Origin of the sequence: Vibrio sp. OPT46 (assembly GCF_015163535.1) — a bacterium.
In the GTDB taxonomy this organism is placed as follows: Bacteria; Pseudomonadota; Gammaproteobacteria; order Enterobacterales; family Vibrionaceae; genus Vibrio; species Vibrio alginolyticus.
Genome location: NZ_JADDYG010000074.1, coordinates 24,483 through 38,378, shown reverse-complemented (window position 1 = coordinate 38,378; position 13,896 = coordinate 24,483). Strand labels below are relative to the sequence as shown.

Annotated in this window: 15 protein-coding genes and 1 pseudogene; 3 read left to right on the top strand and 13 right to left on the bottom strand. The window is 45.2% G+C overall.

Features of this window, described 5'->3' with window-relative positions; genetic code table 11:
• Positions 1-629, bottom strand: a pseudogene (locus IQR33_RS32170) (divalent metal cation transporter); the annotation flags it as partial.
• 342 nt (positions 630-971) lie between these two features.
• Here IQR33_RS32170 and rluA point away from each other — a divergent pair.
• Both rluA and IQR33_RS03070 read left to right on the top strand, forming a co-directional pair.
• On the top strand, positions 972-1,724 hold the full coding sequence (gene rluA / locus IQR33_RS03075; RefSeq protein ID WP_054575320.1) for a bifunctional tRNA pseudouridine(32) synthase/23S rRNA pseudouridine(746) synthase RluA: 753 nt from the start codon (positions 972-974) through the stop codon (positions 1,722-1,724).
• Between the two features lie 103 nt (positions 1,725-1,827).
• The gene (locus tag IQR33_RS03070; protein ID WP_025767613.1) at positions 1,828-2,790 is read left to right on the top strand and encodes a D-2-hydroxyacid dehydrogenase; all 963 of its coding nucleotides are present in this window, start codon (positions 1,828-1,830) and stop codon (positions 2,788-2,790) included.
• An 89-nt stretch (positions 2,791-2,879) separates the two neighbouring features.
• Here IQR33_RS03070 and yjgA read toward each other — a convergent pair whose 3' ends face one another.
• Entirely contained in the window at positions 2,880-3,407 is a 528-nt protein-coding gene (yjgA, locus tag IQR33_RS03065; protein WP_025767614.1) for a ribosome biogenesis factor YjgA, read from the bottom strand.
• 110 nt (positions 3,408-3,517) lie between these two features.
• On the opposite strand from yjgA, the gene pmbA reads away from it, so the two are divergent.
• Positions 3,518-4,861, top strand: a complete 1,344-nt coding sequence (gene pmbA / locus IQR33_RS03060) for a metalloprotease PmbA (RefSeq protein WP_005381122.1) — start codon at positions 3,518-3,520, stop codon at positions 4,859-4,861.
• 64 nt (positions 4,862-4,925) lie between these two features.
• Here the strand turns inward: pmbA and mgtE are convergent, their stop codons facing one another.
• From mgtE to IQR33_RS03005, 11 genes are all read right to left on the bottom strand, one after another.
• Positions 4,926-6,284 carry a magnesium transporter gene (gene mgtE / locus IQR33_RS03055; RefSeq protein ID WP_005381121.1) on the bottom strand — a complete coding sequence of 453 codons (1,359 nt, stop codon included), beginning with the start codon at positions 6,282-6,284 and terminating at the stop codon, positions 4,926-4,928.
• A gap of 148 nt (positions 6,285-6,432) precedes the next feature.
• Positions 6,433-6,708, bottom strand: a complete 276-nt coding sequence (locus IQR33_RS03050; RefSeq protein WP_005381120.1) for an HPr family phosphocarrier protein — start codon at positions 6,706-6,708, stop codon at positions 6,433-6,435.
• A gap of 2 nt (positions 6,709-6,710) precedes the next feature.
• On the bottom strand, positions 6,711-7,574 hold the full coding sequence (gene rapZ / locus IQR33_RS03045) for an RNase adapter RapZ (RefSeq protein ID WP_005388424.1): 864 nt from the start codon (positions 7,572-7,574) through the stop codon (positions 6,711-6,713).
• A gap of 14 nt (positions 7,575-7,588) precedes the next feature.
• A complete protein-coding gene (gene ptsN / locus IQR33_RS03040) occupies positions 7,589-8,035 on the bottom strand; it encodes a PTS IIA-like nitrogen regulatory protein PtsN (protein WP_005381116.1) in 447 nt (148 codons plus the stop codon).
• A 2-nt stretch (positions 8,036-8,037) separates the two neighbouring features.
• Positions 8,038-8,325, bottom strand: coding sequence for a ribosome hibernation promoting factor (gene hpf, locus IQR33_RS03035; RefSeq protein WP_005381114.1), 288 nt, complete (start codon positions 8,323-8,325; stop codon positions 8,038-8,040).
• 24 nt (positions 8,326-8,349) lie between these two features.
• Positions 8,350-9,819, bottom strand: a complete 1,470-nt coding sequence (locus IQR33_RS03030) for an RNA polymerase factor sigma-54 (protein ID WP_005381112.1) — start codon at positions 9,817-9,819, stop codon at positions 8,350-8,352.
• Between the two features lie 50 nt (positions 9,820-9,869).
• Positions 9,870-10,595, bottom strand: coding sequence for an LPS export ABC transporter ATP-binding protein (gene lptB, locus IQR33_RS03025; protein ID WP_005381111.1), 726 nt, complete (start codon positions 10,593-10,595; stop codon positions 9,870-9,872).
• 1 nt (position 10,596) lies between these two features.
• On the bottom strand, positions 10,597-11,091 hold the full coding sequence (lptA, locus tag IQR33_RS03020; protein WP_005381109.1) for a lipopolysaccharide transport periplasmic protein LptA: 495 nt from the start codon (positions 11,089-11,091) through the stop codon (positions 10,597-10,599).
• On the bottom strand, positions 11,072-11,635 hold the full coding sequence (lptC, locus tag IQR33_RS03015) for an LPS export ABC transporter periplasmic protein LptC (RefSeq protein WP_005381106.1): 564 nt from the start codon (positions 11,633-11,635) through the stop codon (positions 11,072-11,074). Before lptC ends, lptA begins: the two co-directional genes overlap by 20 nt.
• Positions 11,636-11,721: 86 nt before the next feature.
• A complete protein-coding gene (kdsD, locus tag IQR33_RS03010) occupies positions 11,722-12,693 on the bottom strand; it encodes an arabinose-5-phosphate isomerase KdsD (RefSeq protein ID WP_005381104.1) in 972 nt (323 codons plus the stop codon).
• Between the two features lie 29 nt (positions 12,694-12,722).
• Positions 12,723-13,688 (bottom strand): calcium/sodium antiporter, encoded by a 966-nt coding sequence (locus IQR33_RS03005; RefSeq protein WP_005381102.1) that lies wholly within the window; start codon positions 13,686-13,688, stop codon positions 12,723-12,725.
• Positions 13,689-13,896 lie beyond the last annotated feature (208 nt).

The window sequence follows — 13,896 nt, the reverse complement described above, 5'->3', positions numbered from 1 at the left end:
ATCTCAATCGGTGCAGGCATCCACCCCATTGTCACGACGATAAAACCAATAGCCGCAATAGACCAAGGTGATGGCGGCTCGAAGTTGGCTACTTGCTCAACAGGGTTACCAACGGCGATAGAAACAGCGAGTAAAGTCGCGATGGTTAACACCGACATGATCACCTTAGATAGCGTATCGAGCGCTTTGTAATGGCCAGCAAATAATATAATCAGGCAGGTGACAATCACAATGATACTGAGTGATGCCATTGATAGTGAAAACGGAATGAAGTAGCCCAGCAAGCTAGCGCTAAACATCAACAAAGCGGCGGTATTGATGACGGCCGATACCACGCTCAGAAATAGAAATAGCCATAGATAAGGCCGACCTAATTTCGCGTAGCCCTCAACCAAGGTCAGCCCTGTCCCCATGGTGTACTGTACGCCCGCTCGGAAAAAAGGGTATTTAAACAGGTTTACGAGCAGAATCAGTGCAGCCAATTGCCAACCATAAATCGCACCAGCCTTGGTTGATGCCACGAGGTGAGAGCCACCGACCGCAGCAGATGCCATTAATATGCCGGGGCCTAGCGAACGAAAAAATAAGGAAAGTTTGGATTGGGGTTTATCTATAACGGCGGAGTCCATTGCTTATTGTCCTTTTTATCTTATGTATCTTTCTAAAGAGATACATACCGCAGTACATGACAAGCTGAGCGATCGCCCTATACTGCGCAACGGTAATGTCTTTTAAATGCTGTGTTTTGGTGTATTTATTTTAAGTATTCTTTGCGAATACCATGCTGTGTGCATCTAGCACTCTATTCAGTTATGCGTCTTGTTGTCAAACTAAATTTACAACGTGCTATTTTTAGTTTTTATGCTAAAGGATTGACTTTGTTTTATTGGGTTGAACTTTTCTTCAGAATCCTGCATCTGGGTGCTATTTGGGTATATAATCGCGGCGTTTTTATTTTGTAGAGATCTCCCATGGCAATGCTTGAATATACCCCTCCCACCGACCCTTGGGTTGATATCGTTTTTGAGGATGACGACATTCTGGCAGTGAATAAGCCATCAGGGCTGCTGTCTGTCCCTGGTCGCCTTGCAGAGCATTACGACAGCATGTGGAGCCGCCTCAAAGAGTTGCACCCAGAAATTCAAGTTGTGCATCGCTTGGATATGTCGACATCAGGGTTGATGTTGCTGGCGAAAAACAAACCCGCGGAGCGAGCATTAAAAAAGCAGTTCCAATATCGCCTCACTCACAAGGTGTATTACGCACGTGTGTGGGGGCATGTTGAGCCGCAAGAAGGGAATATTGATCTTCCATTAATTTGTGATTGGCCAAATCGTCCACGACAAAAAGTATGTTTTGACGACGGCAAACCATCTCAAACTTTATTCCAAGTAGTGAAGCGTGAAGTGCACCCTGATGGCACCCATACGACCGTTGTGCGACTACTGCCCATTACTGGTCGATCGCATCAGTTACGCGTGCATTTGATGGCGATTGGTCATGCGATTGTGGGTGATGAGTTTTATGCAAGCGAAGAGGCGTATCAGTTTTCAGAACGTTTAGAGTTGCACGCTGCGGAGCTAAGTTTTTATCATCCAGCTACGGGTCAGCTGAGCAGTATTTTTGTACCCTGTGACTTTTATTCTGAAGCCGAGGCGATGATCTTTAACTATTTTTCGCCAGAGCGTACATTGCCTGATTATAAAACGTTGCCACACCCTTAATGCCAATTGCACTCAACAACGGTTCTTTCTAGTTCGCTATTTTTGGCTATTTCGTTACTGTGGTTGATGTATCCTGTCTTTCAGCCGTGAACAAGGAGTTGTTATGTCTTTGCCAAGCATCGTATTTTTAGACCGAGCGACCATCCCAGAACATATTGAGATCCCACGACCTGGCTTTCCGCACCACTGGCGTGAGTACGACCTAACTGCGCCTGGGCAGGTAATAGAAAGGTTAGCAGATGCCGATATCGTGATTAGCAATAAAGTCGTGCTTGACCAACATGTATTAGAGCAACTACCAAAATTACGGATGATCGCGGTTGCCGCAACTGGTTTTAACAACGTCGATGTGAACTACTGTGCTAATAATGGTATTGCGGTTGCTAATGTACGTGGTTACGCGACGCGTTCGGTGCCCGAGCACGTGATGGCAATGTTATTCGCTTTAAGACGAAATTTATTTGGGTACCACCAAGATATTGCCGCAGGTGAGTGGCAGCGTAACCAGCAGTTTTGTTTTTTTACTCACCCAATCGGGGATATTGGTGGTAGCACGTTAGGTGTTGTTGGTAGTGGGGCACTAGGGCAAGCGACGGCGAATCTGGCTCAAGCGTTAGGAATGACCGTGTTGTTTTCTGAGCGTAAAGGGGCGGCAGAATGTAGACCAGGTTATGTGTCGTTTGAGGAAGTATTAAAACGCTCCGATGCGCTGACTTTGCATTGCCCGCTCAACGATCATACTCAGAATTTAATTGGTCAAGCAGAGTTGAAACAAATGAAGTCCAACGCCATTTTGATTAATACAGGGCGTGGAGGTTTGGTGGATGAGAGCGCACTGGTGGATGCCTTAAAACAGCAAGAAATTGCAGCGGCTGGTTTTGATGTTTTTACACAAGAACCGGCTGATGAGAGCAATCCGCTGATTGCCAATATGAGTTTACCTAATTTGTTACTGACACCGCATGTTGCATGGGGCAGCGACTCATCTATCCAACGTTTAGCGGAAATCCTGATTGATAACATTAACGCTTTCGATCGCGGAGACCGCGTTAATCGCTTAGTGTAACGCTGACTGTAAAACCAAAGATAAAAAAAGCAGACATTGACGTCTGCTTTTTGCGTTTAAATCGAATGCTCATTGCGTGAGCCCTCGAATTAAAACTCTTCTTCGTTTAGACCTTTAAGGATCTGAAAGATTTCGCGGTACGCTTTTGCTGGTTTCCCAGCTTTTCTCTCTTTCGCTGCTTGGCGAGCAAGTTGGCGTAGACGCTGACGATCCGCTTCTGGGTACATTTCCATTACGTCATCAATGGCTTTGTCACCTTCTTCCACTACGCGATCACGCAACGCTTCAAGTTTGTGGAATACCGCCGTTAATTGAGAGTGCTTATTACGAATTTTATCCAGTGCGGCTTGGATTGGCTCTGGATCTTCGTAACGCATCAATTTACCAATACGTTGTAATTGGCGACGACGCGCTTCATTTTTAAAGCGTTGCGCGTCAGCAATTGCTTCTCGCAAATCTTCGCTCAATGGAAACTTTTCTAGAACTGAAGGTTTGAGGCCGACAAGCTCCTCACCTAGCTTTTGCAGTTCTTCCATGTCTCGCTTCATCTCGGATTTACTTACCCAGATGATCTCTTCTTCTGGTTCCCATGGCGCTTTTTGATTCTTACGTGCCATTTCAGTTGCCTGTGTTTTGATTAATATTATGACTATTTTAACAAGAATCATGGGGAGAAAGCGAAATTCTTGTTATCCTATTGTTCATCAAAGACAAGATGTGAAAGACAATGGATATTAAACAGCAGGTTGCTGAGCAACGTACCGAGCTAGAGCAAGCCGTCGCAAGAGCCTTAAAGCTTGCATCGGCAAAATCTGACGCCGCCGAAGTCGCAATTACTAAAAGCACTGGTTTAAGTGTTTCAACTCGTATGGGTGAAGTAGAGAATGTCGAGTTCAACAGCGATGGTGCGCTGGGCATTACCGTTTACCGAGGTCAACGCAAAGGCAGTGCTTCCACGTCTGATTTAAGTGAAGCGGCAATCGAGCAAACCGTTATTGCGGCGCTAGATATTGCACATTACACATCTGAAGACCCATTTGCAGGCCCTGCAGCAAAAGAATACATGGTGCAAGATATCCCTGAGCTTGATCTTTTCCACCCTGACGCACCCGATCCAGACTATGCTGCCAATGTGGCGATTGCAGCAGAAAAAGAGGCGCTAAGTTATAACAGTGCAATCAAACAAAGTGATGGCGCGAGTTATGATAGTCATTACGGCGTGAAAGTGTATGGCAATAGCCATGGCTTATTAGCTAGTTATGCGTCTAGCCGCCATAGTACTAGCTGTTGTGTAATTGGCGTTGGTCAAAACGGCGAGATGGAACGTGATTACAGCTACACCGTGGCACGTCATCGTGATGACTTATGGACCCCAGAAACGGTGGGTCGTAAGGCGGCAGAGAATACGGTTAACCGCTTAGATGCGCAGCGTCTAAAAACAGGTCAATACCCAATCATGTTTGCGGCTGATGTTGCGACAGGCTTGATTGGCCATCTCGTTATGGCGATCAGCGGTGGTAACCTGTACCGAAAATCTTCTTTCTTACTTGACCATCTAGGCAAACAAGTGCTTCCTGAATGGTTCAATATCTCAGAACGTCCGCATGTATTGCGTGGTTTGGCATCAAGTCCATTCGATAGTGAAGGTGTGTACACTCAAGACCGTGAGATCATTACCGACGGTGTGCTAGCAACTTATCTGTTAACCAGTTATGCCGCACGTAAAATGAAGATGACGCCGACAGGTCACGCTGGTGGGATTCATAACTGGTACGTGAAGTCGACAGGCCAAAACTTCGAACAAATGCTTAAAGAGCTCGGTACTGGTCTTCTAGTGACAGAAGTCATGGGACAAGGTGTGAACGTGGTAACGGGGGATTACTCTCGCGGTGCCGCAGGCTTCTGGGTTGAGAATGGCGAAATCCAATACCCAGTATCAGAAATTACCATCGCAGGTAATCTAAAAGACATGTTCACCAAGATTGTGGCGGTTGGTAGTGATATTGAAACGCGCTCACAAATCCAAACGGGCTCTATCCTACTGGATACCATGAAAGTGGCGGGTGAATAAGCTTTTCTAGCAATTCAGAATCAAAAAAGCCTGATGTGTTCATCAGGCTTTTTCGTTTTTTCTGTTAGGTAATCAGTATTGTGGCAAGCCCTAAGAAGACAGATAAACCAATCACATCCGTCACCGTTGTTAATGCCATACCACCAGCTAAAGCAGGATCGATGTTCATTTTTTTCAATAGGATTGGAATCGTTACTCCTGCAATACCTGCGACCAATAAGTTGGTCAGCATGGCGGCGGAAATGATTCCTCCGAGCATCCAGTTACCTTTCCAAGCAACAACAATACCACCAATAATCAGCGCCCACATGATACCGTTGAGTAAGCCGATCGAAGCTTCTTTCATTAACAGTTCGCGTTTGTTTGAGTCACCGATATGACCAAGAGCAAGACCACGAATCACTAGTGCGACGGTTTGGTTACCAGCGACACCACCCATGGACGGAACAATCGTCATCAATACTGCAATGGCCGCCATTTGATCTAATGTGGCCTCAAACATATTAGAAACGGAAGCAGCAGCAAGGGCGGCTAATACGTTAGCGCCAAGCCAGATACTGCGTTTGCGAGCTGATTTTACAACAGGCGCGAAAGTATCTTCGTCATCGTCCATACCCGCCATACTCATCATCGAGTGTTCCGCGTCTTCACGAATAACATCAACCACGTCATCGATGGTGATACGACCGACCAAATGCAAGTTTTCATCAACAACAGGTGCAGATACCCAATTACGGCGTTCGAACAGACTCGCAACATCTGAGTCGCTAGTATCGACGGTGATGGCCTCGTCCGCGTCTTCCATTACATCAATGATTTTTACGTCTGGCTGAGTGGTAATAAGCGTCGTGATCGGCAGTTCACCGATGAGCTTACTCTCTTCATCGATCACATACAGGGCATCCGTAGCTTCTGGAAGCTCGCCTTTCATACGTAGATAACGCAAAACTACGTCCACATCGACGTCACCACGAATTGTGATGACGTCGGTGTTCATCAGTCCACCCGCAGTGTCTTCTGGGTAGGATAGGGCGGTTTCGACCCGTAGACGGTCAGAGGAGTCCATTTGCGACAGGACTTCGCGTGACAGGTTGTCAGGCAAGCTACGCAGTACGTAAGCCACGTCATCGGTATCCATGCCTTCTGTCGCTTCTGCAAGCGCTTCTGGTGCCATTTTGGATACGAGGCTGTCTTTGACGTCTTCGTTCAGCTCGTCAAGGATTTCACCATAATCTTCAGGGTCGGTGAGTTGCCAAAGAACTTCACGGCTCTTCCGTGGGGAGGCTTCTAAAAGGTGAGCGATATCCTCAGGTTCCATGTCCTGTAATTGACGACGAACATGGACGAAGCGACCATTTTCTAGCGCTTCTGTGACTTCTTGGAGGGCTTGGTGAGCTTGGTCGAATTCAATTTGCTCTGCCATTCATTCCTCCCAATTCCTGATATTTACAATGCGTTGAATAATAACTTAATTCTAGGCGCCTTTTAATAACAACTTATGATACTAAGCAAATTTATTTATTAGGTCAGGGAAGAGAAAGATAATGGGAGGTAAGAAAAAAGCGAGTAAACTACTCGCCTTCATCAAATTTATCTTCGATCAAGTGGCAAACGGCATCCAGTGCTTCTTCCGCTTGCCCACCCGTTGCGTGGATCGTGACGTATTGTCCTTGAGCGGACTCTAGCATTAACAGGCCCATTACGCTGTCTGCTGTGGCGGTTTTGTCTTCTTCATTGTCGATGGTGATGACCGCTTCAAAGCTCTGTGCCAGTTCGACCAGTTTGACTGCTGCACGAGCATGTAAGCCAAGGCGGTTTTGAATCAATACTTTACGACTTAACTCCACGGCTACTCCTTAGCGTTTTTCTCTAGTGAGGTATGGCGAATTTGTACTTGGTGTCCTTTGTTGGCGAAGTATTCACCGATTTGCTGAGTTAAGTACACCGAGCGGTGCTTACCACCAGTACAACCGATTGCAACGGTCAGGTAGCTGCGGTTGTTTTTCTCAAGCAGAGGTAACCAATTCTCTATAAAGCTTTCAATTTGATATTTCAAACTTAACACCGATTGGTGTTGCTCTAAAAATGCGGCGATAGGAGCATCCAGACCTGTAAGCGGGCGTAGTGCTGGTTCCCAATGTGGGTTAGGTAAGAAGCGAACGTCAAATACGTAATCGGCATCGGAAGGCAGGCCGTATTTAAAACCAAAAGACTCAAATACCATAACGAGCCCTTTGCGATCTCTGCCTTCAACGCGCATACGCACGGTTTCACTCAATTCATGCAAAGACTGCCCACTACTATTTAGGACCAGATCTGCATGCGCTTTGAGTGGCGTCAAAATTTGTTTCTCACGCTCGATGGCTTGATCGAGCGAGAGGGAGGTGCCACCTAAAGATAACGGGTGAATTCGGCGTGTTTCGCTGTAGCGTTTGAGTAGCGTTTCTTTATTGGCGTCCAAGAAAAGCATGGTCACATCAAGCTCAGTTTTTAACTGTTCTAGTGTACTCGTCAGTTCTTTTAGCTTTTTAGGAATATTACGAATATCAATGCTGACTGCAACATTCTGTTTGCTGTCAGCAACAGAATGAACAAATGCGTCCAGCAAGTTAACTGGCAGGTTATCAACACAGTAGTAACCTAAGTCTTCCAGTACACGAAGCGCAATACTTTTACCGGCACCTGAGTGCCCGCTAACAACGATTAGTCGCATGGAGTTAGTCCTGCTTATTGGTGAATCATGATGTCGTAAAGTTCTTCATCACTCTGAGCATTACGCAGTAGTTTTAATACTTGCTTATCGCTCAGACGTTCTGCCATAGAGGATAGAGTCTTGAGGTGCTCTTTGCACTGTTCTTCTGGTACAAGGAGCGCAAAAAGAAGATCGACAGGTCGATTGTCAATCGCATCAAATTCGATTGCTTCATCACATTGCAGTAAGACAGCAATGGCCTTGTCGCTTGATTGCATTCTCGCGTGAGGGATCGCAATACCGTTTCCGATACCGGTACTGCCCATTTTTTCTCTATTGAGCATGCATTCGAACAGCTCGGTAGAATCTTGGCCCGTTTGATCAGCCACGATACGGCTGATCATTTCAAGGGCGCGTTTTTTACTCGTGCAGTGGACCGCACTTTTGGTGCAGTCCAATGACAGTATTTCGCTCAGTTGCATGATTAATGACTGTTTAGTTTTTCTTTGTGCTTATTAAGTTGGCGAACCAATTTATCTACCAGCGAATCGATCGCGGCATACATATTTTCGTCATCGGCTGATGCGTGGATTTCGCCTTGATTTATGTGAAGCGTAGCTTCCGCGATTTGAGTAATTTTTTCAACTTTTAGTACAACATGCACTTGATTGATATGGTCGAAGAACCTTTCGAGCTTCTGAAACTTAGAATTTACATAGTCTTGCATTGAATCGGTAAGATCAACGTGATGGCCTTGAATATTGATTTGCATAGACTTTCCTTTTCAGTTAGTGCCTTATAATAGGCGTTTACGCTGACTTGAAGGGGCAATTCCCAAGGATTCGCGATATTTGGCTATCGTACGTCTTGCGACCTGAATCCCTTGGTCAGCCAGAAGAGCAGCAATCTTGCTATCACTCAGTGGTTTGGCAGTATTCTCTGCTGCGACCAGTTTTTTAATGAGTGCACGAATTGCTGTTGACGAACATTCTCCGCCGTTGTCAGTACTAACATGGCTAGAGAAGAAGTACTTCAATTCAAAAATACCACGTGGTGTATGCATAAATTTTTGCGTTGTTACACGAGAAATCGTGGATTCATGCATGTCCACAGCCAAAGCGACATCATTGAGTACCATTGGCTTCATGGCTTCCTCACCATACTCGAAGAAATCTTGTTGATGTTCAACAATACATCTTGCAACTTTGAGTAGCGTCTCGTTTCTACTCTCTAAGCTCTTAATTAACCATTTTGCCTCTTGCAAATTGCTGCGGATGTACTGGCTATCCGCGCTATTACCTTTGCCTAATTGAGCATATTGTTGATTTACTTTTAATTTTGGCACGCTATCCGGGTTTATAGAAACGGTCCATTTGCCATTGTCTTTAAAAACGGATACGTCTGGAATTACGTACTCGGTATCATCAGGAGTGATGCGACTACCTGGACGAGGATCTAACTGTTGGATAAGCTTTAAGACTTCACGCAGATCGGCTTCTTTCAGCTTAGTCTCTTTGATGACGAGCTTGTAGTCACGGTTGCCTAGGTGATCAATATGATCCGCAAGTATCATTTTGGCTTCAGCAAGCCATGGCGTGTCTTCTGGGAAGGTCGTCAGTTGCAGTAACAAACATTCTTGTAAGTTACGCGATGCAACGCCAAGAGGATCGAATTGTTGAATGCGTTTACGAACGGCTTCTACTTCGTCTAACTCTATCTCTTCATTATCGAAGCTCTCATGAATCTCTTCAGGCGACAAAGTTAAATAGCCGTAGTCGTCAACAGCGTCAATAATCGCTAATGCAATCGTGCGGTCGGTTTCACTGAATGGTGTTAGGTCAAGCTGCCACATGAGGTAATCATGTAATGATTCAGTGGTTTCGCCCTGGTAGACGGGCATATCATCATCAAGAGCTAAGCCAGTGCTACCAGTATTCGCGCTGTAGACGTCATCCCAAGTCGTGTCGATTTCAAGTTCAGAGCTAATTTCTGATTTCTCTATCACATCGGAGCTATCTGGAACGTCAATTTCTGTTGGTTCGCTAGCACTGTTGCTATCAGCAGCCTCGACCGCTGACTTATCTTCACCGTTTGCTAGAGGCTCGTCTTGGCCTTCTTCAACTTCCAATAATGGGTTTGAGTCCAACGCTTCTTGGATTTCTTGTTGAAGATCGAGTGTCGACAATTGCAATAAGCGAATCGCTTGCTGCAACTGTGGCGTCATGGCTAACTGCTGACCTAGCTTGAGTTGTAATGAAGGTTTCATTCAGTGTTACTTACCTTGTAATGCTCAGAATCTTACCGTTCCTAATATAATCATAGACGGAATTGTTCGCCGAGATAAACTTGTTTCACCTGTTCATTATTGAGAACTTCTGCCGGAGTTCCCGATGCAATTAGGTGCCCTTGGCTCACGATATAGGCTTTTTCACATACGTCCAGTGTTTCACGTACATTATGGTCAGTGATTAACACTCCGAGACCACGATCGCGCAGATGCTCAATGATTTTCTTGATGTCATTAACCGAAATTGGGTCAACACCAGCGAAAGGTTCATCCAATAAAATGAACTGAGGGTTGGCCGCTAAAGCTCGAGCGATTTCCACCCTGCGTCGTTCACCCCCTGATAGTGCCATACCAGCACTGGTTCTGATGTGCTGGATGTGGAATTCTTCCAACAAATCTTCCAGTTTATCTTGGCGCTCTTCCCTCGTCATTTCTTGACGAGTTTCAAGTACGGCCATGATGTTATCTTCTACTGAAAGCTTACGGAAAATCGACGCTTCTTGCGGAAGATAGCCAATGCCAAGGCGTGAACGGCTATGCATCGGTAAAATACTGATGTCATTGTCGTCAATGGTAATGGTGCCCTCATCACGAGGTACTAAGCCGACAATCATGTAAAACGAGGTGGTTTTACCCGCACCGTTTGGACCGAGTAGCCCAACAATCTGACCAGATTCAACTTCTAAGCTAACATCAGTGACGACTTTGCGTTTTTTGTAGCTTTTCGCCAAGTTTTTCGCGCTCAGTACTGCCATATTAGTTCTCTATCTGATTGGGTTGCAAAATGGTCGTAACGCGCTCTTCCTTAGAGCTATCTGCGACTAGCTTTTGTTTACCAATTTGGTAACGAATCGAAGAACCTTTGATGGTGTTGTTGTCTTGCGCCAGCTGCGCTTGACCTTTCATGGTCAGTTCGTCTGTAGAAATACGGTAATCCAGCTCCGTAGCTTGACCACTAAGTGTTTTACCATCGTCCATCAGCTGAGAAAACTTCGCAGGTTTACCAAATGCTTGAATCTGTTTAATTGCTTCGGTTTTAGGATCGCGAGTTACCACGATTCTATCAGCATCGATATTGATGCTCCCTTGCTTAAGAGATACATCGCCTTCAAAAACAACCTGGTTACTCTTCATATCCACCTGTTGGGTGTCAGAGTTTATGTAAACCGGCTGTTGAGTATCCGACTTGAGTGCCAGCGCTTGAGGCGCCGCCAATACCAGTGCCAGTAGGCTAAGGTGTAACGGTTTCATATCGACCTTGAACTTCATCTGTCAGAGTCGCAGTATGCTGTTTTAAGTTGCCTTGCATTGCGCCTCCAGTAGTTTCAAATTGTGGTCCAACCAACATCACTTGTTGGTCAGCTTTAAAATCACGATTGGTTAGATTAATGACCAATTTGTCTGTTGCCATGGTATCAAAACTCGCACCAGGCAGAAGATTTTGCATTAAGACTTTGTCATATAAAGTCAAAACTTGGTCTTCATCTAACACTGCTCTTGTGGCAGTCACCTTCCATTCAATGACGCTACCTTCACGGTAAACCATCAAAGTCGGGTTATTAAAAATAGTATCTCCACTCTTAGCATAATGGTCTAAGTTAGTGGAGCGAATGATGTAACTGCGGACACCATCTTCACCGTAGGTGATGTTTTCTAATCCAGAACCACTGAACATGGGCAGTTCAGAATCTGGTGCTACTTGAATTGCGTCGTTGCCTTTAGGGGTTAGTAGGTAATAACCGCACCACGCTACAACGAAGATCAAGAGCAAATAAATAAGGCGAGTAAAACTCATATAATGAAGGCCTATCGTTTAGCTCAGTACTTCCCTGACCATTGCCTTTATTCGTCTAATAAATGATTTAAATGTTTGTGCTGATATTACATCACGCCAGCTTTTAGTAAATCGTGCATGTTCAGTGCACCCACAATTTTTTCGTCTTTACATAAAATCAGAGCGTTAATGTTTTTATTCTGCATCAAGTTCAAACCTTCAACCGCCAGCATATCAGGGTGTGCTGTGGTTGGGTTTGTCGTCATGACCTCGCCAATTGCCGTCGTATGAATATCGATACGCTTGTCTAAGGTACGACGTAAATCACCATCGGTGAATATACCAAGCATAGCATCGTGCTCATCGACGATGGCTGTCATGCCTAACCCCTTTTCTGAAATTTCAAGCAGGGCATCGCGAATTAATGCGTCAGGAGAAACTTTAGGTAACGCTTCTCCAAAGTGCATAATATCAGACAACTTAAGTAGCAGTTTTCTCCCCAGTGCACCACCTGGGTGAGATAGGGCAAAATCTTCGGCAGAAAAACCACGAGCTTGAAGCAGAGCTACGGCTAATGCATCTCCCATCACTAATGTGGCAGTCGTACTGCTAGTTGGCGCCAGGCCTAACGGACAAGCTTCTTGAGGTACCGTAATTTGCAGGTGTAAGTCAGACAGCTTGGCCATATTTGATTCTGGCTTACCTGTCATGCTGATGATCTTAATATTCAGGCGCTTTAATACTGGAAATAGAGACAGAATTTCGTTTGATTCACCAGAGTTAGAAATTGCCAGCACAATGTCACCAGGGCTAATCATACCCAAGTCACCATGTGCGGCTTCGCCTGGATGAACGAAAAACGCCGAAGTCCCAGTGCTTGCCAGAGTGGCGGCAATCTTGTTACCAATATGGCCTGACTTGCCAATACCCATAACGACAACTTTGCCGTTGTTGGAAAGGATAAGTTCACACGCTTTTTCAAATTGATCATCAAAGTAGGTATCTAGCTCTTGCAGAGCAGCAACTTCGATATCAAGAACTTGTTTAGCAGCAGCGCGAAAATCAAATTGATTGGACATATCAGATCTCTACTTATTGATCGTGGTAATTAAGCGGTCATGTTTGCGAATAAGTACACTTGGTAACCTAAGAAGCACACAAACAAGATGGCACCTTCAATACGGTTAATACTGCGTGATTTACCCAAACACATCGCGACAAGTAACAATGAAACGCCTAACATGACCCAGAAGTCACGTCCCATCGCGTACTCACTGAGCACCGATGGATTAATGATGCCAGGAATCCCCATTACCGCCAGAATGTTAAACACATTCGAACCGATAATGTTACCGACAGCCATGTCGTCTTCACCCTTTAAAACTCCCGCAAGTGATGCGGCTAGTTCTGGCAGGCTAGTGCCAATGGCGATAATAGTTAGACCGATAACAAGGTCGCTCATACCAAAGTGTTTAGCAATAATTACCGCGTTATCAACCAGCATGCTGGCTGCCAAAGGAAGCAGTATCAAGCCAATAACCACCCACATGATTGCTTTAGGGTTACTGACGCCTTCTGGGATCTCTGACTCTTGGTCATCAAGAAAAACATCACCTGATTTTTGCTCTTTGCGGCTGATTTGCAACATAGCAAATAAAAATGCCCCAAAGAGTACAAACAATAAGACACCCTCATAAAAACCGAGATGGCTATTCCAAAGCAGAATACCAGCGAGTACGGTTACGGCTATCATGAGTGGAAGTTCTCGGCGGATGACGGCGGAGCTAATCGACAAAGGCTTGATCAGCGCTGTAATACCTAGGATTAACGCAATGTTCGCTATGTTTGAGCCTAATACGTTACCCACCGCTGTATCTGTTTTGCCATCCCAAGCAGCGGTTGCAGATACCATCATCTCAGGGGCGGATGAGCCCATCGCAAGGATTGTCATGCCGATGACAAGCGGGGAAATACCGACGTTGCGGGCTATCGCTGCAGAGCCAAAAACAAGTTTATCTGCACTCCAAACAAGCAAAACAAGACCGACTATAAGCAACGCAACGGCTTCGAGCATGAGAATTCCTAAGTATTAAATAAGTAAAATGAATAACCGCTAATTTTGACCTTTTGCGGCCTAAAATGGAAGATAAACGAAGAATAAATTAAAGGTTAGTAACGAAAATGTATGTAAATCTCACTCATTTAAATGAGCAATTCTGGTCTAGGATTTAAACACTTCGTGCTAATTCGGTCATAAACCATGAGAAATTGCAGGGATATAC

Bases quoted from the DNA above. Each gene is read 5' to 3' on its own strand.
- lptB (WP_005381111.1), bottom strand. From the start codon at position 10,595: ATGGCAGTACTGAGCGCGAAAAACTTGGCGAAAAGCTACAAAAAACGC.
- IQR33_RS03070 (WP_025767613.1), top strand. From the start codon at position 1,828: ATGTCTTTGCCAAGCATCGTATTTTTAGACCGAGCGACCATCCCAGAA.
- IQR33_RS03030 (WP_005381112.1), bottom strand. From the start codon at position 9,819: ATGAAACCTTCATTACAACTCAAGCTAGGTCAGCAGTTAGCCATGACG.
- lptC (WP_005381106.1), bottom strand. From the start codon at position 11,635: ATGAGTTTTACTCGCCTTATTTATTTGCTCTTGATCTTCGTTGTAGCG.
- rapZ (WP_005388424.1), bottom strand. From the start codon at position 7,574: ATGCGACTAATCGTTGTTAGCGGGCACTCAGGTGCCGGTAAAAGTATT.
- mgtE (WP_005381121.1), bottom strand. From the start codon at position 6,284: ATGGCAGAGCAAATTGAATTCGACCAAGCTCACCAAGCCCTCCAAGAA.
- pmbA (WP_005381122.1), top strand. From the start codon at position 3,518: ATGGATATTAAACAGCAGGTTGCTGAGCAACGTACCGAGCTAGAGCAA.
- hpf (WP_005381114.1), bottom strand. From the start codon at position 8,325: ATGCAAATCAATATTCAAGGCCATCACGTTGATCTTACCGATTCAATG.
- lptA (WP_005381109.1), bottom strand. From the start codon at position 11,091: ATGAAACCGTTACACCTTAGCCTACTGGCACTGGTATTGGCGGCGCCT.
- IQR33_RS03005 (WP_005381102.1), bottom strand. From the start codon at position 13,688: ATGCTCGAAGCCGTTGCGTTGCTTATAGTCGGTCTTGTTTTGCTTGTT.
- rluA (WP_054575320.1), top strand. From the start codon at position 972: ATGGCAATGCTTGAATATACCCCTCCCACCGACCCTTGGGTTGATATC.
- yjgA (WP_025767614.1), bottom strand. From the start codon at position 3,407: ATGGCACGTAAGAATCAAAAAGCGCCATGGGAACCAGAAGAAGAGATC.
- ptsN (WP_005381116.1), bottom strand. From the start codon at position 8,035: ATGCAACTGAGCGAAATACTGTCATTGGACTGCACCAAAAGTGCGGTC.
- kdsD (WP_005381104.1), bottom strand. From the start codon at position 12,693: ATGTCCAATCAATTTGATTTTCGCGCTGCTGCTAAACAAGTTCTTGAT.